16 protein-coding genes are annotated in these 20,451 nt (G+C 72.1%); 14 read left to right on the top strand and 2 right to left on the bottom strand.

Annotated elements, in window-relative coordinates; all coding sequences use genetic code 11:
• The 3 genes from N912_RS0133855 to N912_RS0133845 are packed head-to-tail and all read left to right on the top strand — an operon-like array spanning window position 1 to window position 3,676.
• The gene (locus N912_RS0133855; protein WP_028925905.1) at window positions 1-975 is read left to right on the top strand and encodes an ABC transporter substrate-binding protein; all 975 of its coding nucleotides are present in this window, start codon (window positions 1-3) and stop codon (window positions 973-975) included.
• Window positions 976-989: 14 nt separating this feature from the next.
• The gene (locus tag N912_RS0133850; RefSeq protein ID WP_028925904.1) at window positions 990-2,312 is read left to right on the top strand and encodes an MFS transporter; all 1,323 of its coding nucleotides are present in this window, start codon (window positions 990-992) and stop codon (window positions 2,310-2,312) included.
• Complete coding sequence (locus tag N912_RS0133845) at window positions 2,309-3,676, top strand: LLM class flavin-dependent oxidoreductase (RefSeq protein WP_028925903.1); 1,368 nt, start codon at window positions 2,309-2,311, stop codon at window positions 3,674-3,676. Before N912_RS0133850 ends, N912_RS0133845 begins: the two co-directional genes overlap by 4 nt.
• A 145-nt stretch (window positions 3,677-3,821) precedes the next feature.
• On the opposite strand, the gene N912_RS0133840 is transcribed toward N912_RS0133845, so the two are convergent.
• Window positions 3,822-4,409 carry a TetR/AcrR family transcriptional regulator gene (locus N912_RS0133840; RefSeq protein ID WP_028925902.1) on the bottom strand — a complete coding sequence of 196 codons (588 nt, stop codon included), beginning with the start codon at window positions 4,407-4,409 and terminating at the stop codon, window positions 3,822-3,824.
• Window positions 4,410-4,776: 367 nt separating this feature from the next.
• On the bottom strand, window positions 4,777-5,751 hold the full coding sequence (locus N912_RS0133835; protein WP_028925901.1) for a LacI family DNA-binding transcriptional regulator: 975 nt from the start codon (window positions 5,749-5,751) through the stop codon (window positions 4,777-4,779).
• Window positions 5,752-5,959: 208 nt separating this feature from the next.
• Here N912_RS0133835 and N912_RS0133830 point away from each other — a divergent pair, with 208 nt between their 5' ends.
• From N912_RS0133830 to N912_RS56320, 11 genes are all read left to right on the top strand, one after another.
• Complete coding sequence (locus tag N912_RS0133830; RefSeq protein WP_028925900.1) at window positions 5,960-6,595, top strand: hypothetical protein; 636 nt, start codon at window positions 5,960-5,962, stop codon at window positions 6,593-6,595.
• A gap of 369 nt (window positions 6,596-6,964) precedes the next feature.
• Window positions 6,965-7,846 carry an MlaE family ABC transporter permease gene (locus tag N912_RS0133825; RefSeq protein WP_028925899.1) on the top strand — a complete coding sequence of 294 codons (882 nt, stop codon included), beginning with the start codon at window positions 6,965-6,967 and terminating at the stop codon, window positions 7,844-7,846.
• Window positions 7,847-8,102: 256 nt separating this feature from the next.
• Entirely contained in the window at window positions 8,103-8,843 is a 741-nt protein-coding gene (locus tag N912_RS56340; protein WP_245645620.1) for an ABC transporter permease, read from the top strand.
• Between the two features lie 40 nt (window positions 8,844-8,883).
• Window positions 8,884-10,149, top strand: coding sequence for an MlaD family protein (locus tag N912_RS0133815; protein ID WP_084211454.1), 1,266 nt, complete (start codon window positions 8,884-8,886; stop codon window positions 10,147-10,149).
• Window positions 10,146-11,630, top strand: a complete 1,485-nt coding sequence (locus N912_RS56335) for an MlaD family protein (RefSeq protein ID WP_051581182.1) — start codon at window positions 10,146-10,148, stop codon at window positions 11,628-11,630. The genes N912_RS0133815 and N912_RS56335 overlap by 4 nt, the downstream gene beginning before the upstream one ends.
• A 2-nt stretch (window positions 11,631-11,632) precedes the next feature.
• Window positions 11,633-12,895 carry an MlaD family protein gene (locus N912_RS0133805; protein WP_028925897.1) on the top strand — a complete coding sequence of 421 codons (1,263 nt, stop codon included), beginning with the start codon at window positions 11,633-11,635 and terminating at the stop codon, window positions 12,893-12,895.
• A gap of 6 nt (window positions 12,896-12,901) precedes the next feature.
• Window positions 12,902-14,386: an MlaD family protein gene (locus N912_RS56330; RefSeq protein ID WP_051581181.1), complete on the top strand. Its 1,485-nt coding sequence runs from the start codon at window positions 12,902-12,904 to the stop codon at window positions 14,384-14,386.
• Window positions 14,383-15,693: an MCE family protein gene (locus tag N912_RS56325; protein ID WP_064745472.1), complete on the top strand. Its 1,311-nt coding sequence runs from the start codon at window positions 14,383-14,385 to the stop codon at window positions 15,691-15,693. Before N912_RS56330 ends, N912_RS56325 begins: the two co-directional genes overlap by 4 nt.
• Window positions 15,690-16,985, top strand: a complete 1,296-nt coding sequence (locus tag N912_RS0133790; protein ID WP_028925896.1) for an MlaD family protein — start codon at window positions 15,690-15,692, stop codon at window positions 16,983-16,985. Before N912_RS56325 ends, N912_RS0133790 begins: the two co-directional genes overlap by 4 nt.
• The gene (locus N912_RS0133785; RefSeq protein WP_028925895.1) at window positions 16,982-19,372 is read left to right on the top strand and encodes an RND transporter family protein; all 2,391 of its coding nucleotides are present in this window, start codon (window positions 16,982-16,984) and stop codon (window positions 19,370-19,372) included. The genes N912_RS0133790 and N912_RS0133785 overlap by 4 nt, the downstream gene beginning before the upstream one ends.
• A complete protein-coding gene (locus tag N912_RS56320) occupies window positions 19,369-20,436 on the top strand; it encodes a peptidyl-prolyl cis-trans isomerase (protein WP_084211453.1) in 1,068 nt (355 codons plus the stop codon). The genes N912_RS0133785 and N912_RS56320 overlap by 4 nt, the downstream gene beginning before the upstream one ends.
• Window positions 20,437-20,451: the final 15 nt, after the last annotated feature.

Raw genomic sequence — 20,451 nt, 5'->3', positions numbered from 1 at the left:
ATGCGCCGACTCCTGCTCGCCGCCGCCGCGGCGATCGGACTGTTGCTGCCCGCCGCCTGTTCCGGACCGTCGAACCCCGGCGACGCGTCCGACCTGTCCTCGGTGACGCTGCGGGTCGGCGACCAGGCGGGCATCCAGCAGGCCCTGCTGAAGGCGTCCGGCGCGCTGGACGGCGTTCCTTACAAGGTCAACTGGGCGGAGTTCCCGGCGGCCGCGCCGCTGCTGGAGGCGCTGCGCGGCGGCGCCATCGACGTCGGCGTGGCCGGCGACGCGCCCACCCTGAACGCGCTGGCCGCCACCGAGGAGATCAGCATCGTGGCCGCCAACCAGCAGCCCAAGCGCGGCGGGCTGGCCATCCTGGTGCCGAAGGACTCGCCGATCCAGACGGTCGCCGACCTGCGGGGCAAGGCCGTCTCGCCGACCACCCAGGGCAGCATCGGGCACTACCTGCTGCTGCAGGCGCTCACCGAGGCCGGCCTGACCGCGAAGGACGTGAAGATCAGCTTCCTGCAGCCGGTGGACGCGGCGTCCGCGCTGCAGTCCGGCTCCATCGACGCCTGGTCCACCTGGGACCCGTACACCGCCGTCGCCGAGCAGGAGCAGGGCGCCAGGATCCTGCGCGACTCCGGGGGCCTGGCCTCCGGGCTCGGCTTCCTGGACGCCAACAACGACTCGCTGGCCGACTCGTCCACCCGCGCGGCCATGGCCGACTTCGTCCGCCGCTACAACCGCGCGATGGACTGGGCGCGGGCCAACGCCGCCGCCTACACCCGCATCTACGTCGACCTGACGCGCCGGCCCGAGTCGGTGGCCGGGGTCGTCGCGGAGCGTGCCAAGCGGACGGGCACGCCCGTCACCCCGGCGGTGGTGGCCGAGCTGCAGCAGGTCGCGGACAACTACCACCGCTACGGCGTGCTGCGCAAGAAGGTGGTCGTGCAGGAGCGGGTGCGCGACCTGACCAACGAGAGCCCCTGACCCCGGAGGGTTATGTGACTACCAACGGAGCCCGGCCGGGGCGGGCGGCCATCGCCAGCCTGGTCGGTACCACGATCGAGTGGTACGACTTCTATCTGTACGCCACCGCGTCCGCGCTGGTGTTCGGCCCGCTGTTCTTCTCCAACGTCGACCCCAAGGCCGGCGTGCTGGCGAGCTTCGCCACGTACGCGGCGGGGTTCGGCGCCAGGCCGGTGGGCGCGCTGGTGTCCGGGCACCTGGGCGACCGGGTGGGCCGGCGCACCATGCTGGTCGCCTCGCTGCTGGTGATGGGGCTGGCCACCGCCGCGATCGGGGTGCTGCCGACGTACTCCTCGGTCGGGCTGGTGGCGCCGGCGCTGCTGATGCTGATGCGGCTGCTGCAGGGGCTGGCGGTGGGCGCGGAGTGGGGCGGCGCCGTGCTGATGTCCGTGGAGCACGCGGAGTCGCTGCGGCACCGGCGGCGCCGAGGGCTGTTCGGCAGCTTCCCGCAGATCGGCTCGCCGGCCGGGATGCTGCTGGCGTCCGGGGTGTTCACGCTGGTGCAGGCCGGGTTGGGGCGCGAGGCGTTCCTGGCCTGGGGCTGGCGGGTGCCGTTCCTGCTCAGCCTGGTGCTGGTGGCGATCGGGCTGGTGATCCGGCTCAGCCTGGAGGACGCGCCGCTGTACCGGCAGGCGCGGGAGCGTTCGGAGGTCGCCCGCCGGCCGCTCCTCGAGGTGGTCACCACACAGCGGCGCGGGCTGTGGGTGACCACCGGGATGCGGATGTCGCAGAACGCGCTGTACGTGTTGTGCACCACGTTCGCGCTGACGTACCTGTCCCAGGGCAAGGCGGCCGACCCCGGCGCCGGGCTCACGGCGGTGATCATCGCCTCGGCGATCGGGCTGGTCAGCACGCCGCTGTGGGCGGTGCTCTCGGACCGGGTGGGGCGCCGGCCGGTGTACCTGGGCGGTGCCGTCGGGGCGGCCGTGTTCCTCGGGGTGTTCTTCCTGATGCTGGACACCGGCTCGACAGCGTTGATCGTGCTCGCGATGGTGGTCACCGTGAACGTCTTCCACGACGCGATGTACGGCCCGCAGGCGGCCTGGTTCAGCGAGCTGTTCCCGACCGGGGTGCGCTACAGCGGCGCGTCCATCGGCTACCAGTTCGGCTCCGTGCTGGCCGGCGGCACCGCGCCGCTGATCGCCGCCGCGCTGCTGCTCGCCGGGGGCGGGACGCCGTGGCTGATCTGGGCGTACTTCGTGGGGCTGTCGGTGCTGACTATCGCCTCGGCGTGGCTGGCGCCGGAGACGCTGCGGTCGAGCCTGGGACGCCGGGTCGACTCGAAGGTGGCCGCATGAGCGAGCGGATCCTGCTCAACGCGTTCGACATGGCCTGCGTGGGCCACCAGTCCACCGGGTTGTGGACGCACCCGGACGACCAGGGCCATCGCTACCGTGACCTGGACTATTGGACGGACCTCGCGAAGCTGCTGGAGCGCGGCGGGTTCGACGCGTTGTTCCTGGCCGACGTGCTCGGGGTGTACGACGTGTACGGAGGCTCCCGCGACGCGGCGGTGCGGGCGGCCGCGCAGGTGCCGGTGAACGACCCGATCATGGCGGTGCCGGCGATGGCGGCGGTGACGTCCCGGCTGGGCTTCGGGGTGACGGTGTCGCTGGCCTACGAGCAGCCGTACGCGCTGGCCCGCCGGATGAGCACGCTCGACCACCTGACCAAGGGCCGCATCGGCTGGAACATCGTCACGTCCTATCTGGACAGCGCCGCGCGCAACCTGGGGCGGGGACAGCAGATCCCGCACGACGAGCGCTACGAGATGGCCGAGGAGTACCTCGAGGTCTGCTACAAGCTCTGGGAGGGCTCCTGGGAGTCGGACGCGGTGGTCCGCGACGCCGCGCGCGGGGTGTTCACCGACCCGGCCAAGGTGCACGACATCGAGCACAAGGGCCGCTACTTCGAGGTGCCGGGGCCGTTCCTGTGCGAGCCGTCGCCGCAGCGCACGCCCGTGCTCTTCCAGGCGGGGGCGTCGCCGCGCGGGACCCGGTTCGCCGGGACGCACGCCGAGGCGGTGTTCGTCAACGGCCCCAACCCCGGCGTGGTCCGCCGCTCGGTGGACGCGGTCCGCACCGCCGCGCGCGAGGCCGGCAGGGATCCACGCTCGGTCAAGGTGTTCGCCATGCTCACCCCGGTGACGGGCGAGTCGGACGCTCTTGCTCGGGCCAAGTTCGAGTCGTACCTGGAGCACGCGTCCGAGGAGGGCGCGATGGCGCTGTTCGGCGGCTGGACCGGGGTGGACCTGGCCGGCGCCCCGTCCGAGCAGCGGTTGGAGTACGTGGAGACCGACGCCAACCGCTCCGCGCTGGCCTCGTTCACCACCGCCGACCCGGACCGGGCCTGGACGGTCGGGGAGCTGGCCCGGTTCATCGCGGTGGGCGGCCGGGGGCCGGTGGTGGTCGGATCCGGCGTCACCGTGGCCGACGAGCTGGAGCGCTGGGTGTCGGAGGCGGACGTGGACGGGTTCAACCTGGCCTACGCCGTGACCCCGGGGACGTTCGTGGACTTCGTCGAGCACGTGGTGCCCGAATTGCGCCGCCGTGGCCGGGCCCGCGACTCCTACCCGGCCGGCACGCTGCGGGAGAACCTCGGCGCCGCCCCCGGCCCGCTGCTGGCCGCCGACCACCCCGGCGCCCGGTACCGCCTCGGGTAGCTCGTGCGCGCCCGGTGCTTGGGGAGATCATCAGGCCGTTACGGTTGTTCTGAGCGTGCTATAACAACCGTGGTGGCCTGATGATCTTCGTTTCCGGGCGCGGGCGGGGGCACGGGCGCGAGCGGGGGCGGAGGCCGTTCGCGGTTCAGTCGCCGAGTAGGCGGCGCAGGACCTCGGCGATCGCGGTCTCGCCGTCGGCGATCGCGGCGTCCTTGTTGTGCGCGCGGGCGATCACCAGCGCGACCTCGTTCACGGCGGCCACGATGATGTGCGCGAACATGGTGACCTGGCGCGGTTCCAGGCGGCCGGCGCGGGAGGCGCGGGCGAGCGCGGCCTTGACCGAGCCGAGGGTGTAGTCGTCGTCGAGGGTGCGCCAGCGATGCCAGCCCAGCACCGAGGGGGCGTCGAGCAGCATGACCTGGCGCACGGCCGGGTCGTCGGCCAGCCTGATCCAGGCCAGGCAGCCCGCGCGCAACGCCGCGACCGGGGTCGACTCCCGCTCGGCCGCTCGTTGGATCTCCTTGCCGACCTGCTCCTGCATCTCCTCGAATACCGCCCGGAACAGGGCCTCCTTGCCTTCGAAGTGGTGGTACAGCGAGCCCTTGCTCAGGTTCGACTCGCGCAGCACGGCGCCGATCGACGTGCCGTCATAGCCGCGCGAGGCGAACAGGCGGGTGGCGTGCGCGAGCACCCGCTCACGGGTGGCGACGCCGCGCTCGGCGTTCTTGTTCATGGTCGGTTGCCGCCGTTCTCCTTGACAGACCGACCGTCGGTCTAGCAGGTTCTAGACCGACGGTCGGTCTAGCTTTGGCGGTGCGCGCCTTGGTCTCGGACGGCGGCCCGCACCCGGTCTTTCTGTTTTAGACCGACGGTCGGTCTCTTTACGCGACACGGTATCGGGACCAGGACTTCTCGCTGGCCGGGACTGGGCCGGGTCGACCTGGTCGCCAACGACACCGGCGGCGCGGTCGCGCAGCTCTTCGCCGCCCGCCCCTGACCACCGTTCCCCCTCCCGCCGGCACACGCACCTTCGTCGCCCCACACAGGTCCCAACATGTGTGCGGCGACGTAACGGTGTGTGCCGGCCGGGGGAGGAGCGGTCAGGTGGAGGCGCGGACGACCAGTTCGGGGTCGAGGCGGACCAGGCCGGGGGGCTCGGTGCCTAGGAGCATGTCGAGGGCGCGCCCGGCGATCGCGTGCAGCGGGTGGCGCAGCGCGGTGATCGGGGGGTCCACCAGCTCGAGCAGGTCGGTGCCGTCGAAGCCGGTCACGGCGATGTCGGCGGGCACCTTGACGCCTTCCTTCTGCAGCGTGCTGAGCAGGCCGACGGCCAGCACGTCGGCCGCGCACAGCGCCGCGTCCGGCAGCGTGTCCCTGCGCAGCAGTTGGTGCGCCGCCTCCCGGCCGGCCGAGGTGGAGAAGTGCGGCAGCAGGATCTCCTCGTCGCCGGCCCGCGCCCTGGCCCGGAACGCCGCGAGCCGCTCCGCCCCGGCCGAGGACTCCTGCTCGGCGCCGACGTACACGGTCCGCTCTCGCCCGGACTCGCGCAGGTGGGTCAACACCGTGTCGATGCCGGCGTCGTTGTCCACCCCGACGAACCCGGAGCTGGCGCCCGTCGCCCACCTGTCGACCTGGATGACCTGGGAGCGTTCCTCGGCGCGGTGGATGGCCGCGCCGCTGCGGGCGGTGGAGGTGGGCACCACGGCCAGGCCGTCCACGAACGACTCGTGGAACGCCTCGAGCCGCTGTGCCTCGACGTCCGGGTCGTCGGCCGAGTCGGCGAGCACGACCCCGACCCCGGCGCCGTTCGCCACCTGCGTGAACGCGTCGACCAGGTGCACGAAGTAGGGGTTGCGGATGGACGGGACCAGGATGCCGAAGTTGCCGGTCGACTGCCGGCGCAGCGCCCTGGCCACCGGGTTGGCCCGGTAGCCGAGCCGTTCGCTGGCCGCCAGCACTCGCTTCGCCAGGCCCGGGTCGACGTTGCGGTCGGTCCCGGCGAGCACCCTGGACGCCGTCGACCTCGACACGCCGGCCGCGACCGCGACGTCGAGCAGCGTCGCGCGTCCACCCATTCCCCCGACCTCCCACTGATCCCGAGCAGACCCCGAGCCGATGTCCCGCTCAGTACGAAAGTTTGCACGCAAACAATCCGTCCGTCCACGCGGGCCGCCGGTGATGCATGCAGCGTGTCCGAGAGGTGCGCGGGACAGGACGGTCGGGCGGGCGAGTAGGTTCACCGCCGACCGGCTCCTCGCTCGCCGCTCCCCCGAGGAGGTTCTCGTGCTGATGCTGGTGCTGATTGTCGCGGTCGCGGCGTGCCTGGCGGCCGGGCTGCTGGCCGGCAAGATGGTCCTGGTCTGGTGCGCGCTCGCGGCCAGCGTGATCGGCGCGCTGATGCTCGCGTACCTGCTGTACGCCGGCCGGCGCATCGGCGCCGAGGAGCCCGACGAGGACGCAACGCTCGAGGTCCCGCCCGCCCCGAAACCGGCCACCCCTGAACCGGCCACCCCGGAACCGGCCACCCCGGAACCAGCCACCCCGGACCCGGCCACCGAGCCGGAGCCCGAGCGGTCCGCCGAACCGGACGCGGCCCGAGCCGCCAAGCCCGACGCCGAACAGACCGGCGAACCGAAACCCGAGCCGGTCGCGGAGACGAACACAGAGCCGGCCGCCGCGACGAACACCGAGACGAACACCGCGACGAACACCCCCACGGCCACGACGGACGACGACCCCGGATCCCCGGACATGATCGTGCAGGTCGTGCCCGGTCGCCGGCGGTTCCACGTGGACGGCTGCCGGCTGCTCGCGGGCAAGCCGGCCGAGGAGATCAGCCTCGACGAGGCCCGCGAGGAGGGCTTCACCGCGTGCACCTCATGCATCCCGCGCCGCGAGGCACTCCTCACCCCGAGCTGAGCCCGGCCCCGATCGCGAACGGTAACCCCGCCGACACCCGGTCGATGTCGCGAAGTTACCCAATCGTGGCCACCAGGGCCGATACCTCGACACCCGCCCCGCACGCCCGCTCACACCCCCACTGACCAGGCATTTCCCCTCACGAACGAACGGCTGAGAAGACCTGGGAACCCACAGGTGCTCTCCGTAACCCGACCGTCTGCCCATCGTTGCTTGGTTAGGTGGATCACATGGTCGCCCTGAATGGAGCGTTCGGGGCCGCCGCCCACCCGTGAGCCTCTCGCGACTCACCGAGGGGTACGCCGGGAAGGACTCCCGGTCCTGGCTGGTCAGCGCGGCGTTGCCCGGCCAGCGAGAAAGGGAAGCCACATGTCAGAACGTGGTGACGCACCGTCGGGTACGGGCGGCGCCTCGGCGGTCCGTCCGGCCGGGTACCTGCCGCGTACCCAGAGCCGGTGGGCGGGGTTCGTCCCGACGCCGGTGTTCGCCCCGCTGGAGCTGGCCGGCGGGCTGGCCCAGCTCGGCGGCCGGGTGCTGGCCTCGGCGGTGCTGCACCCGGTCGGCTACTGGCGCGCGGCCCGCGACGAGATGTACGGCGTGCTCAAGGTCTCCTGGTTCCCGATCGTCTCGGCGGTGTTCACGTTCGGCCTCATGACCGGCATCGTGGCGGAGAACTTCAGCGTGCAGGTCGGCGCCGGCAACCGCTACGGCCAGTACTTCTTCATCGTCAACATCCGCGAGTTCACCCCGTGGATCAACTCGATGGTCGTCGCCGGCGTGGTCGGCGCGACGATCTGCTCGGAGCTCGGATCAAGGAAGATCCGCGAGGAGCTGGACGCGCTGGAGGTGCTGGGCACCGACCCGGTGCGCGAGCTGGTGGTGCCCAGGATGGTGTCCATCACGATCCTGACGCCGCTGCTGATGATCGTGTCGGTGATGATCGGCGTGGTGTGCGCGCTGGTCAGCTCGGTGGGCTATGCGCACGTGCCGGCGAACGACTACCTGGGCTCCGTCTACTCCAACCTGACGGTCACCGAGATCGTGGCCGCACTGGTCAAGAGCACGCTGATCGGCTACGCCATCGGGCTGGTGTGCTCGTACATGGGCCTGAACGCCTCTGGCGGCTCGGCCGGGGTCGGCCGCGCGGTGAACCGCGCCGTGGTGATGTCGTTCGTGATGGTTTTCATTATTGACGGGCTGTTCAACCTGACCATGCTCGGGCTCTTCCCCGAACTCCAGACGATTCGATGAGGATGGCTCACGTTGACTAAATTCCCTCTCAGAGGTCGGATTATTCATCGAGACCGCCTTCGGCGGTCGCGCGCCGGTGCGTTGGTCTCGTGGGTCGCGTCGGTCTGGCGCGGGTCCGGCGCTCGGGCGGTCCTCCGGTCCGCCGTCGCTGGCCGGACTCATGAATAATCCGCCTGGTAGCGGGTCGAGTTCCGCCGTGAGATCTGTGGAGGCCGTTCGGCGAGGCCTTTCGGTGAAGCTGGCGAACATGGTCGATATGATCAGGTTCTCCGCCCAGGTATTCGCCGCCGTGCCGCGCACCTGGAAGTTCTCCAGCGAGATATTCCGGCAGGCCGGAATCCTGATCCTGTCCAGCGGGTTCATCATCTGTTTCATGCAGCTCCTGGTCGGCGGGGTTTTCGCCGTCCAGGGGTACTACATCATGCGTCAGTTCGGCGCCGGCGGATACATGAGCGTGTTCACCGCGCTGGGCGGGCTGCGGTTGTCCGGCCCGGAGATGTCCGGCTGGATCCTGGCCGCCAAGGTGGGGTGTGGCCTGGTCGCGGAGCTGGGCTCGGCGCGGATCTCCGAGGAGATCGACGCGCTCGAGGTGATGGGCGTGGAGCCCAAGGCGTATCTCGTGGCGACCCGGCTGCTCGCCGCGCTGATCGCGATGCCGTTCCTGTACGCGATCGGGATCTGGCTTTTCTACTTCGGTTCCTGGGCCATGGTCGTGCACGTGCTGCACGGGGTGTCCGAGGGCGGATTCCTGACCGTGCTGTGGTCGTTCACCAGCCCGCTGGACCTGTTGTTCTCGATGTTGCTGTCCATCGTGCTCGGCGTCGTCGTCATTCTGGTGGGCTGCTACTACGGTTTCACCGCGTCCGGCGGGCCGGTCGGGGTCGGCCAGAACACCGCGAAGTCGATGGTGGTGAACATGGTGTTGGTCAGTGTGCTCGGCCTCGCTATCGAGCAGGCGTTCTGGGGCGGTTTCGGCAACAACCCCATCGCGAACTAGCCGGCCCCCACCGTCCTCTCCGCTCCCCGGAGGAACTCCCATGAACTCCCGCCCCCGCCCGTCCCCGACGACCCGACGGCTCGTGCCGGCGATGGTCGCGGTGCTGGTGCTGGCCGCCATCGTCGGCGGCTACGCGGTGAGCCAGCTCGGCGCCGGCCAGCGGCTGACGATCGTGCTGGTCAACGCGATCGGGATCCAGGACGGCACCCCCGTGCAGCTGCGCGGGTTCGCCGTCGGCAAGGTCACCGAGGTCACCGCGCGCGGCAACAGGGCGGTGGTGAGCTTCGAGGTGGACAAGCTGCCCGAACCGCTGCGCGCCGGCACCACCGCCACCGTGGAGTGGCGCTCGCTGCTCGGCGAGCGCTACCTGCAGCTGCAGCCGGGGCCGCCGGGCAACGCCGTGCTGCCGGACCGGGCGATGATCGACACCGGCTCCGAGCACGTGGTGGTGGAGGACCTGCTGGAGGCCCTCGACGCGCCCACCCGCGCGCACCTCAGCTCGATGCTCAAGCAGCTCGACACGACGCTGGACGGCAGCCAGCCCGACTTCAACAAGACGCTGCAGGCCTCCGGCCCGACGGTGCAGGCGCTCGGCGCGGTGCTCAACGGGATCGGCTCGGACGGCGAGGCGATCAAGACGCTGCTGGCCAACCTGCACAAGGTCACCGAGGTGGTCGCCGCGCGCAAGGGACAGGTGTCCTCCACCGTGCTCGACCTGAACCGGATGACCGGCGCGGCCGCGGTGCACCAGCGCGAGCTGAGCGAGGGCCTGGCCGCGCTGCCGGACACCCTGGACTCGGCGAAGAAGGCGCTGGACAAGGTGCCCCCGGCCGCCGACGCGACGATCCCGCTGCTGGAGGACCTGGCCCCGGCCGCGCACCGGCTGCCCAGCGTGGCCAGGAACCTGAACGCGGTGCTCTGCGACCTGCGGCCCAGCCTGAAGCTGCTCAAGCCGATCCTGGAGGACCTGGCCAGGCTGCTCGGCACGACGCCGGAGTTCCTGGACGTGGCCACCGACACGCTGCCCCAGCTGCGGACCGCGCTGGAGCGCTCGGCGCCGGCGGTGGCCTTCCTGCGCCCGTACACGCCCGAGATCGCCGGCTTCGCCGCCAACTGGGGGAACATGTCGTCCGGCTACGACTCGAACGGCAACTACATCTCCACCCTGATCGTCACGCCCGGGCTCATGTCGGTGGACAACAACCCCGGCGTGCTCCCGCCCGGCGCCAGGGTGCAGACCCAGATCCTGCCCGGTGAGCTGGTCGGCCAGCCCTGGAAGGACGCGAACGGGGGCGGTCACCGGTGACCGCGCCCGAGCTCACCGCACGCCGCCGGCGCCGGGTCACCGGCGTGGCGCTGGTGCTGGTCGCCGCCCTGGTCGGGGCGATCGCGGTGGTCACCTTGGCCGGCGGTCACCGGACGACCACGCTGACCGCCGTGTTCGCCGACTCCAGCCCGCTGGTGGCCGGCAACAAGGTGCAGATGAACGGCGCCGAGGTCGGCAAGATCACCGCGATCCGCCTGGTCAACGGTCAGGCGCGGGTGGAGATGACGGTGGACCGCTCGGTGTACCCGCTGCACGCCGACGCCAGCGCGCGGATCGAGCCGGTGAGCCTGCTCGGCGAGCGGTTCGTCGCGCTCAAGCAGGGCACGCCGGCCGCGCCGGTGCTGCCCGAGCCGACGGTCATCGCCGTCGAGCACACCAGCGCGGCCGTGGACCTGGATCAGCTGTTGAACACCCTGGACGACCCGACCTCCACGGCGCTGGCCGCGATGGTCACCACGCTCGGCGAGGGTCTCGGCGGCCCGAACGGCGGCCAGGGCGACAAGGTGGCCCAGGCACTGCGCGGGCTGGAGCCGACGCTGCGCCAGGTGGACGAGCTGTCCCGGCTGCTGGACCGCCAGAACCAGGTGCTCGACCACCTCGTGGTGTCCAGCCAGCGCAACGCCACGGCGTTCGCCCAGCCGCTGGACTCGCTGGTCGACGGCGCGAACCGGACCCTGGGCGCGGTCGCGGCCAACCGGCAGGCCACCGACGCCACCCTGGCCGAGCTGCCGTCCACGCTGGCCAGCGCCCGGCGCACGCTCGGCCACCTGGGCGACGCCGCCGACAACGGCGCCGGGATGCTCAGGGACATCCGCCCGGTGACCGACGACCTGGTCGACGTCAGCCGCGAGCTGCACGACTTCGCCGACGCGGCCAACCCGGCGCTGGAGTCGCTGCCCGACGCGCTGCACCGGCTGGACGTCCTGCTGGACGAGGCCCGCCCGGTGGTGCGTGACCTGCGGTCCGTGGCCGCCGACCTGCGCAGCGTCAGCGGCTCGGTGCACGACCTCGGCCACCAGGTGCTCAAGCACCGCCCCGGCCAGGCCAGCCAGCTGGAGAACCTGATGACCGGGGTCGCGGACTGGGCGATGGCCACCAGCGGCTACGACGGCCTGTCGCACTACTTCCGGGCGGTGCTGGTGATGTCGCCGTCCTCCAACCTGAACACCGTGGCCGGCGGGCTGCCGGCCCTCACCCCGGCGCCGCCGTTCAACCCGGTGCCCAAGGACCCCAGCGGCCAGTCCGGCCGGCCCGGCACACCGAGGTTGCCGTTCCTGCCCGGCGGTCCGAACCCGGACGCCCCGGACGCGGGCGGGTCCGCGGAACCCAAGGGCGACCCGAACAGCGCGACCGGCCTGTCCCAAGAACAGGAGAGCAACCTGTTCGACCAGCTCCTCGGCCCGGGCACGGGCAAACCGGGTGCAGCCAAACCGGGCACGGGCCGTCAGGGAGGGAACTAGCCATGGCGCCTTCCAGACACGCGGCACGAAGGTTCCTGATCGGCCTGGTGGCGCTGGTCGCCGTCCTGTTCGCGTTCTACATCGCGTTCAACGCCAACCAGGCCAAGCTGCCCTGGCAGCGCCCGCCGGTGGCCAAAGCCGCGTTCACCGACATCGGCCAGCTCCAGGTCGGCTCCGAGGTGAGGCAGAACGGCGTGAAGGTCGGCACCGTCTCGGCGATCGACCTGGTGAACGGCGACCCGGTGGTGAGCATGGAGCTCTACGGCGGCGTCCCGATGAACCGGGACGGCTACGCGGGCATCTATGACCAGTCCACGCTGGCCCAGAAGTTCGTCGAGCTGCGCCCGGGCACCCCGGCCAGCGGGCCGCTCGGGGACGCGGTGCTGCCGGTCGCCCAGACCGAGTCCACCCACGACCTGGTCCAGGTGCTCGACGTGTTCGACCCGGCGACCCGCCGCGCGCTGGGCAACGCGCTGCGCCAACTCGGCACCGGCCTCGCCGGGTACGGGCCCGGCCTGCACGAGTTTGTCTCCACCGCCCCCGCCGACCTGGACAACCTGGGAGCGATCAGCACCACCCTGACGAACGACCGCACCGACCTGCCCAAACTGCTGCGCACCACCGACCGGCTGGCCACCCGGTTCGCCGGCCGCGAGCAGCAGTGGACCGAGCTGCTGCACCAGACCGACGAGACGCTGCGCGCCCTGGGCGTGGACGACTCCGCGCCACTGGCCGCCACGCTGAACAAGCTGCCCCCCACGCTGCGCGCGGCCCGAGGCGCCCTGGACGCCGCCAACCAGCCGCTGGCCGACGTGGCCACCGCCACCGGCCGGCTGCGCTCCGGCGCCGGCTCGCTGGGCCGGGCCACCCCCGACCTGCGCGGGGTGTTCCGCGAAGCGCCGGACCCGCTGGCCAAGGTGCCCGGCGTGGCCGACGACGTCAAACCGGCGGCGGACGACCTCACGCACACCCTCTCCGACGCCCGCCCGTTCGTGCCCCGGCTGGGCGACGGGCTGGCCTCCGCGGCCCCGCCGATGCGGGTGATCGCCCCGTTCGCGCAGGACATTGGCACCTTCTTCACCGACATCGGGACGCTCTCGTCCAGCCACGACGGCTGGGAGCACCGGTTCCGGATCATGATGGCGATGCCGAGCCTCACCTCGCTGCAGGAGCTGCCGGTGAAGGACACCGCCAACCCGTACCCGGTGCCCGGCCAGCCGTACCGGCAGCGGGACCCCAACGGCGCACTGGTCCCGGGGAGGTAGGCGCGCATGGTTCGCTACCTCAACCGCCGCCCGGTGCTCGCCGGGCTGGTCATCCTGGCCGCCGCCGGGATCCTCGCGACGCTGCTCGTCTTCAAGAACCACCTGGTCACCGTGCTGCGCCCGGGCGAGACCATCGCCGTCGAGCTGGCCCGCAACTACAAGCTCCAACCGGACGACACCGTCGTGAAGATGTCGGGCTCAAAAATTGGAGTAGTCCAAGACGTAGAGCAGCGGGACAAGAACATCGTCGTCACGCTCAAGGTGGACAACGGCACCCGCGCGCTGCTCGGCAAGGAGCCGACCGCGACGGTGCGCCCGACCACGATCCTGGGCGGCGTCTACTACGTCGAGCTGACCTCCGGCGGCGCGCGCGGCGAGTTCACCGCGTACACCATCCCGGCCGCCCGCACCCGGCTGCCCGTGGAGCTGGACAAGGTGCTGTCCGCGCTGCCGGCCGACGCCCGCGCGGGCATGGCCGGCATGACCGAACGCCTGGACACCACCCTGCGCACCGGCGCCGGCGGTGACCTCCAGCGGTTCCTGGCCAACGCCCCGTCCGGCCTCGAACCGGCCGGCGTGGTGGCCGACGCGCTGCGCGGCCAGAACCCGGACTCCGACCTCGCCAGGCTGGTCAAGGACCTGGACGCCACCGCCCGCGTGCTGTCCGCCAAGCCCGACCAGCTGCGCTCGGTGGTCGACTCGCTGGCCGACACCTCCCGGGTGCTCGGCACCAACTCCGGGCCGATCGCGCGCACCATCGCCGAGCTGCCGGACACCATGGAGGCCACCCGCCGGGGCGCCGACGACCTGAGCGTCACGCTGGACAAGCTGACCGCCACCGCGCACGACGTGCGTCCCTCCATCCAGGAGCTGGACCCGCTGCTGAAGAAGCTGGACCCGGCGCTCGCCGAGTTGCGTCCGCTGCTGTGCGACCTGCGCCCGCTGCTGGAGGAGGTCAAGCCGCTGCTGCACGAGCTGGTGCCGGCCATCGACCGTGGCACCGAGGTGCTCGAAGACCTGCACGGCCCGGTGCTGGACCGGATCAACGGCCCGATCCTGCACGAGCTGAACTCCGAGTGGCGCGGCCAGGCACCGAAGTACCCGAACGGCGGCGACGGCTCCAAGTTCTACGAGCAGTTCGCCTACCTGCTGGCCAACGCGTCCAACGCCACCTCGTACATGAACTCCACCTCGCACATGCTCGGGTTCGAGATCGGCACCGGCGCCAACGGCGTGATGGGCACCGGCCCCGGCGCGCGCGACCTGCAGAACCTGCTGTCCACCATGTGGGGACCGCCGCACCAGCGCCCGCCCACGCAGATCCCGCCCGGCCTGCAGGCGCTGGAGCCACCCGACCCGGGCCTGCGACCGCCCGTACTCGACCCGTCCAACCCCGCCGCGACCCCGAAACCCGACGAGCCCGCACCGGAGAAGGACCGCTCGCTGCTCGGACCGCTGTTGGGCAAGCCGAAGAAGGGGACCGACCGATGAGCCCGCGCCGGAGCCTGCGCGAACGCTGGCAGCGGCTGCGGACCGTGCCCGGCCTGGGCCGCGACGTCACCGCGCTGGCCGTGCTGGTGGCGCTCGGCCTGGCCGCCGCCGGCTACCTGCTCACCTACGCCAGCTTCACCCCGCCGTGGGCGCAGCGCTTCGAGTTCAAGGTCGAGCTGGCGGACGCGGTCTCGGTGAGCCCCGGCAACTCCCAGGAGGTGCGGATCGCCGGCGTCCCGGTCGGGCTGATCACCGCCAGCGAGCCCACCGACCACCACACCTCGCTGGTCACGCTGCGGATCGAGCCGGGGCACCCGATCTACGACAACGCCCACGTGGTGCTGCGCCCGGTGAACCCGCTCAACCAGATGTACATCACGCTCAACCCCGGCGCCCCGCCCGCCAAGGAGCTGCCCGAGGGCGGCGTCATCCCGCTGGCCCAGACCTCCCGCCCGGTCCAGCCCGACGAGGTGCTGGACAAGCTGGACGACCGCTCCCGCGTCGCGCTGACCAGCCTGCTCGCCGAGTCGGACAACGCGCTGGCCAACGCCCCCCAGACGCTCGGCCCGGACCTGAAAGCGGCCGACAAGTCACTGAAAACCCTGCGCCCGGTGGTGGAACGGCTGAAGGTCCGCCACGACAACATCCAGAAGCTGATCACCGCGCTGGCCGACATCTCCAGCGCGCTCGGGCACAACGACGCGCGGTTGACCAGCCTCGTCGACTCCACCCAGGCCACCCTGCGCACGCTCGCGCAACGCGACGCCGAGCTGAGCGCCGCGCTGCGCGAGCTGCCCGGCACCACCGACGAGCTGCGCACCGCCCTGGACAAGACCTCCGAGCTGACCCACGAGCTCAACCCCGCGCTGGACAACCTCCAGGCGGCCTCCGACGAGCTGCCGGGGGCGCTGTCCTCGGTGACCGACATGGTCGACCCGCTGCGCGACACGGTGCACGCCGCCGAGTCGGTGGTGTCCAAGGCGAAGGAGATCGTCAAGGACCTGCGGCCGATCACCCGCGACCTGCGGGAGGCGTTCGACGACCTGGCCCCGGTCACCGGCTGCCTGGACGAGTACACCGCCAAGGTCGCGCCGTGGATGTACGACCTGGGCGCGTTCACCTACAACACCAACTCGATGTGGTCGGGCAGCGACAAGAACGGCGGTTTCGGCCGGGGCCACGTGACCATCCACCTCACCGGCCCGCTCGGCGCACAGCGGCCCGGCGAGCAGACCACCAACAAGTACCAGGACGCGCCCAGCCCGATCGGTCAGTACCCGGCGAAGGGGAGCGGTGAGTGCCGGTGAGACTCTCAGCAGCCGGGTTCCGGACGCTCACGCTGGTGGCGTTCGTGCTGGCCATCGCCACCCTGACCGGATACCTGTACGCGCAGGCCGGCGGCTACATCCCCGGCTTCACCAAGACCAGGGACTACCGCGTCTCGATGGACACCGACACCGCCGCCAACATCGTGCCGTTCTCGGACGTGCAGGTGGCCGGCGTGCCGGTCGGCAAGGTGGCGGCCGTGACTCGCGTCGGGCAGGACATCCGGCTGGAGCTGGCGCTCGACGAGGTGGCGACGCCCGTGCACCAGGGCGCCACCGTGCAGATCTCCGAGAAGGCGCTGACCGGCCAGCCGATGGTGCGCCTGGTCGACGGCACCGGCCCGGCGCTGCCCAGCGGCACCGTGCTGCCGCGCACGGCGGTCAAACCGGTGGTGCAGCTGCGCGACGTGCTCGCCGGGCTGGACAAGCCGACCCGCGACTCGCTGGGCGGCGTGGTGCGCTCGCTGAGCCAGTCCACCGACGGGAGGTCCAAGGACCTGTCCGGGGTGATGGCCGGGCTGTCCGACATCGGACGCAACGGCGACACCGCGCTGGACGCGCTGGCCAGGCAGTCCGCCGACCTCGAGCAGGTCTCCCGCCAGATGGAGCAGATCTTCGACGCGCTGGACACCGGCCAGGGCCAGATCTCCCAGCTGGTGTCCAGCGCGAACCGGCTCACCGCCGCCACGGCCGGACAGCGGCCGGCGCTGGAGGAGACCATGCGCAAGCTCCCCCCGGTGCTGGACAGCGCGCATCAGGCCAGCGGCGACATCGAGGACCTCTCCGGGGCGCTGGCCCCCATCGCGGCCGACCTGCGCGACGCCGCCCCCGACCTGAACTCGGCGCTGGACCAGCTCCCGGAGGCCACCCGCGACCTGCGCTGCCTGCTGCCGCCGCTGCGCGAGGTCCTGGACGCGGCGCCGCCGACGCTGCACCGGATCCCGCACTTCGGCAAGGAGGCCAGGGAGACGTTCCCGCCCGCGATCGACATACTGCGCGACCTGAACCCCGCGCTGCGCTACCTCAAGCCGTACGGCCGGGAGATCGCCACCACGTTCGTCAACTTCGGCGGCGGCATGCACCACTACGGCGACGACGGCGCCAGCTTCGCCTACCTCAAGCCGAACTTCGGCGGGAACACCCCGCTGCGCCCGGGGCCGCTGAAGCTGCCCGGTTCGATCTACCCGACCAACCCGTACCCGGTGGCCGGCACCATGGGCAACCACCAGCCGTTCACGGGTGCCTACCCGCACGTGGAGCGCGACGGCGGATGAGACGCCTCGGGGCGGCGTTGCTCGCGGTGCTGCTCGGCGCCGCGGTGGTCGGCGGGCTGGCCCGGGTGCGGGTGGATACCGGGGTGGAGTCGTTCCTGCCATCGGGCGACCCGAGCCTGGCCGCCGTGCAACGCAAGGCCAGCGAGTTCGGCGGCGACCCGGTCATCGTGCTGCTGCGCTACCCGCAGCCGCACCAGTTCGTGACCGACCCCGCCCAGGCGCTGGCCCTGCTGCGCACCGAGCGGCGGCTGGCCGACCTGCCCGACGCGGTCGCCGTGTACGGGCCGGCCACCGTGCTCACCCAGCTGGTCGGCACGGTGAAGAACATGCTCGCCCAGGTCGCCGGCCAGCGTGACGTGCGGCGCATGCAGGCCGAGCAGGCCGCGACCGCCGAGGGCAAGCCGCCGGAGCAGGTGAAACAGGCGGGCTCGGCGGCCGTGACCGAGCTGGACCTGCGCTACGTCTGGCTGCTGCTCCAGGGCCTGCCGATGGGCCTCCCGTCGCTGGAGAACCCCCGGTTCACCGAGGCGTTGATGTTCGAGGCGGACGGCCAGCCCAAGCCCCGGTGGCGGTTCATCGTGCCGGACGTCGACACCGTCGCCATCCTGGTGCGGCCCCGCCAGGACCTGGACCAGGCCGGCACCCGGGCGCTGGTGGACGGCATCAGGGCCACCGTGGCCGCCGGTGGGCTGGCCACCAGCTCGGTCACGATCAGCGGGGTGCCGACGGTGACCGCCGAGCTGGCCGGCGAGGTCGCGCACGAGGGCCCGCTGATCGGGGCGTTGGTGGCGCTGGCGGTGCTGCTGCGCTACCTGCTGGTGCCCGCGCCCGGCTCGCACAGCGCGAGGCGAGAACACAGCGCGACCCGCACCGGTCGAAAGGCAACCAACAGCGGAGCGCTCTTCCAGCCCCGCCGGCGAGTGAGGCGAGAACACTGGCAACGGCTGCGCCCGCTGGCCGCCTCGCTGGTGGGCAGCGCGGCGACACTGGCCGGGTTCGGCTGGCTGGGGTACCCGCTGTCGCTGGGCACGGTGGTGCTGCTGCCGCTGCTGCTGGGGGTGGGCAGCTCGTTCCCGCTGTACCTGGCCACGCTCGCGGACCGGCGCCGGGTGGTGGTGATGTCGGCGGCCAGCGCGGCGGCGTTCCTGGCGCTGGCGCTCTCGCCGCTGCCGTTCGTGCGCGACCTCGGGTTCGCCCTGGCCGCCGGCATCGCGCTCACCGTCGCCGCCGCGCTGGCGCTCAACCGCTGGTGGCCCGCGCCCGCCGTGGAACCCCCGGCCGCCGAGGAACCCGCCGTGGAACCCGCCGACACCGGCACCGCCCTGGTGACCGCCCCGGACCGGCGGGAGGGCGCGCGGCGGGTGTGGTGGCGCTGGGCGGTCGGCGGGCTGGTCGCGGTGGCCGTGCTGGGCTGGTCGGTGCTGCCCTGGATCTCGGTCTCGTCCAACCCCGTCGAGCTGGCCAGGGGGCTGCCCGCGCTGGCCGACGCCCGCACGGTGGAGTCCACCCTCGGCGCCTCCGGCGAGATCAGCGTGCAGCTGACCGGCAAGGACACCCTCAGCCCGGAGGCACTGGCCTGGTCGCGCGCCGCGCACGAGGAGCTGACCAGGCGCTATGCCGACCGGCTGCGGCCCGTGGTCGGAGTGACCAGCCTGTTCGGCTTCCTCGGCGAGCACCCCACGCCCCACCAGATCGACGCCGCGATGAACCTGATGCCGCCGTACCTCAGCTCGTCGATCGTCCACCCGGACCGGCACGCCGCGCTGCTGGTGTACGGGGTGAAGCTGCAGGACCTCGGCGAGCAGCGGCGGATGCTGGCCGACGCGCGGGCCGCGCTGCCGCCCCCGCCGCCCGGTTACGCCGTGGACATCGTGGGCCTTCCGGTGGCGGCGGTGCGCGGGTACGAGCTGCTGCTCGGTGAGCGTTACCTGTCCAACCTGGCCGGGATAGCGGCGGCCGCGCTGGTCCTGGCCTTTGGGCTGGGTAGGGCGGACGCGGCCCGGGCGGCGGGAGCGGCGTTGCTGGCCACCGGCTGGGGGCTGGCCGCGATCTGGGTGTTCGGCATGTCGTTGAGCCCGCTCACCGTCGGCCTCGGCTCGCTGGTCAGCGTGACCGGCTGTGAGTTCGCGGTGCTGCTCGGCTGGGCGCACCGGCGCGGGCGGCCCTGGCTGCGGCGCAGCGTCGGCTACGCCTGCCTGACGTCGGTGCTCGGCTACCTGGCGCTGGTCGGCTCCCGGCTGGAGCTGGTGCGGGAGTTCGGTCTGGTGTTGGGGGTGGCCGTGGTGCTGTCCTACCTGGCTGCCAAGCTAGTCGTCCGCCTCGGCCCCCCACGGGCCGGCGCGGCGGGCTCGACGCGGCCCGGTGCCGCTGTGGAGGTGAACGCGTGAAGACCCCTCGAGACCTGGTCAGCTGGGTGCGCGGGCATCCGCTGGTCCCCGGCGGCCGGCGTGCCCGGACGGCCGGCATGGTGCTGCTCGCGCTGCTGGCCGTCGGCTCCGGCACGGCGGTCACCGTGGACCGGATCCAGGCGCTGCCCGCCGGCGCGGTGTTCCGGGTCGGCGATACCACCCTCACCGAACAGCAGCTCGGCGACCGGGTGACGCTGCTCAAGGCCATGTACTTCGTCCGCCAGCCCGCCGACCCCGCCGGCCTCGACACCTTCCGCCGCGACAGCGCCAAGGCGGTCGCGGTCAGCCAGGTGCTGGAGAACGTGGCGAAGTCGCGCAACATCGTGATCGCCGACAAGACCGCCAACGACGAGCTGACCGCCGGGCTGGAGAAGCAGTTCCCGCAGGGCCGCGACGCGTTCATGGCCAAGATGGCCGCCGTGGGCGTCACCGAACGCGCGATCGTCGACGAAATCAAGCGGCAGCTGGCCAACAACCAGCTCTTCGACCAGGTCACCAAGGACGTCCCGGCGCCGACCGACCAAGAGCTGGCGCAGGCCTACGAGCAGCACCGCGCCGAGATGGCCGTCCCGGAGAAACGCCACCTGCGCAACATGGTGTTCCGCACCGAGGAGCAGGCCAAGCAGGCCCGAGGCCAGCTCGACGGCGGCACCGACTTCGCCGCGCTGGCCAAGCAGGTCTCCCTGGACGACACCACCAGGGACAAGGGCGGCGAGCTGGGCACCGTGCCCCGCGAACCGCTCGAACCGGCCTACGCGAACGCCGCGTTCACCGCCGCGCCGAACTCGGTGTTCGGCCCGGTGCGCACGCCGCAGGGCTGGAACGTCGGCCAGGTGCTCGAGGTGACCCCGGCCGTCCCGCTGGCCCTCGACCAGATCAAGCCGCAACTGCAGGCCTGGCTGTTCCGCGAGCGCAAGGTCGACGCGTTCAACAGGTGGCTGGCCGAGCAGATCAGGGCCGCGCACGTCCGCTACTCCGACGCCTACCGCCCCGCCGACCCGGACGCCGCGCCCCCCGGAGCCCCCGTCGGCGCCCCGAAATAGCTCCGCTGCTCGCAC

Origin of the sequence: Actinospineispora acaciae DSM 45401, from assembly GCF_000620785.1 — a bacterium.
Taxonomy (GTDB): domain Bacteria; phylum Actinomycetota; class Actinomycetes; order Mycobacteriales; family Pseudonocardiaceae; genus Pseudonocardia; species Pseudonocardia acaciae.
Note: the sequence above shows the minus strand (reverse complement) of the source record. Positions and strands in the feature narration are given on the sequence as shown.